This window comes from Aeromonas cavernicola, from assembly GCF_002795305.1.
GTDB lineage: Bacteria > Pseudomonadota > Gammaproteobacteria > Enterobacterales > Aeromonadaceae > Aeromonas > Aeromonas cavernicola.
This window is the reverse complement of record NZ_PGGC01000146.1, coordinates 1-1,134: the sequence shown is the minus strand read 5'-3', so window position 1 is coordinate 1,134 and position 1,134 is coordinate 1. Positions and strand designations below refer to the sequence as shown.

Annotated in this window: 2 protein-coding genes; both read left to right on the top strand. The window is 45.1% G+C overall.

From position 1 onward, the window contains the following. A partial coding sequence (locus CUC53_RS14970; protein ID WP_100294890.1) for a DUF4225 domain-containing protein occupies positions 1-529 on the top strand: 529 nt, incomplete at its 5' end. Then, complete coding sequence (locus CUC53_RS14965) at positions 522-869, top strand: hypothetical protein (protein ID WP_100294889.1); 348 nt, start codon at positions 522-524, stop codon at positions 867-869. The genes CUC53_RS14970 and CUC53_RS14965, both read left to right, overlap by 8 nt. Positions 870-1,134 lie beyond the last annotated feature (265 nt).

Sequence of the window (1,134 nt, the reverse complement as noted above, 5' to 3'; positions counted from 1 at the left end):
AAAAAGCATCTCGGAAGGTTTAAGGGCATTAGCAGAAGAGCAACGAAGTTTGTTAAACCAATCGCTGGATGTTGCGCAGAAGGGGGTTGGGGTTGTTGCTGGTGCGGCGCAAATATACGCGGGTGGTACGCTTTGCTATGCCTCTCTTGGCGTTCTGTGCGCGACTTTTGGGGTGCCACTGATGGCTCATGGCGCGAATAACGTCTATGAGAATGGGCGCAACCTGCTAGAAGGGCGTTCAGACACAGAAGGTCCTGTGAGAGATTTATATCAAAGTGCTGCAAAGGCTATGGGAGGGAGTGATCGAGAGGGAAATATCGCATACGGCGTTTCTGATTTGGGTATGTCTGCTTATGGCATAACTAGAATGGTTTTAAAACCAGACTCATGGCGGCTGTTTAGATATGTCCGTGAGGATTACGTTAGAGCATATGAACAAACATCAAAACAAGCTCTTTATTTAGAGGCGGCCTCAGATTTTTACACTACAAAGTCAACACTAGAACAAGCAGGAACTAAGGATGAGTGATTTTACCGTACTTGGCTTTTATATTTTAATATCCTTTGTTGGTGTTTTGTTTTCGTGCTTCATATACACAAGGTACTCAGGTTTCCATTTTCGATGGAAGTTTTTTTGGGTTTCATTTCTTATCGGTGGTTTTTTTATGGTATCTCACATTAGTGTAATTAAAGATGGCTATAATACTTTAATTCCAATTACGGAGCCATGGCTGAAAGGGAATGTTTTTGTTGGTTGGGCTGCGTTTGTTTTTTTATTTCTGCAAAGTTTTTTGTTGCCAACAAAAAATGAGCCTTCAATAAGGAAGTGCCTATCTATATTCTCTCGTAAGAATAGCTACTTAGGGTGAATTAGGAACGTTGCCCCTTTGCGTCTGCCTGCTGTAAAGTGCTGACCAGAAATGAAAAACCCCGAATCTCTGTTTATCAACTTGGCGGAAGATTCAGAGAGTTCGGGGGCATGACGAATCACGAGGTAAAGAATACCACATGGATCACCCTACACAAGCCCACACCGCCAGTAAGCGCGGTGTGCGATGGTAAAACCCGCGCTTCACGCGGCCTTTGTCGAACGCCTCCCCCGTCGCCCCTACTGCACCGATGATCCGGCGCAGG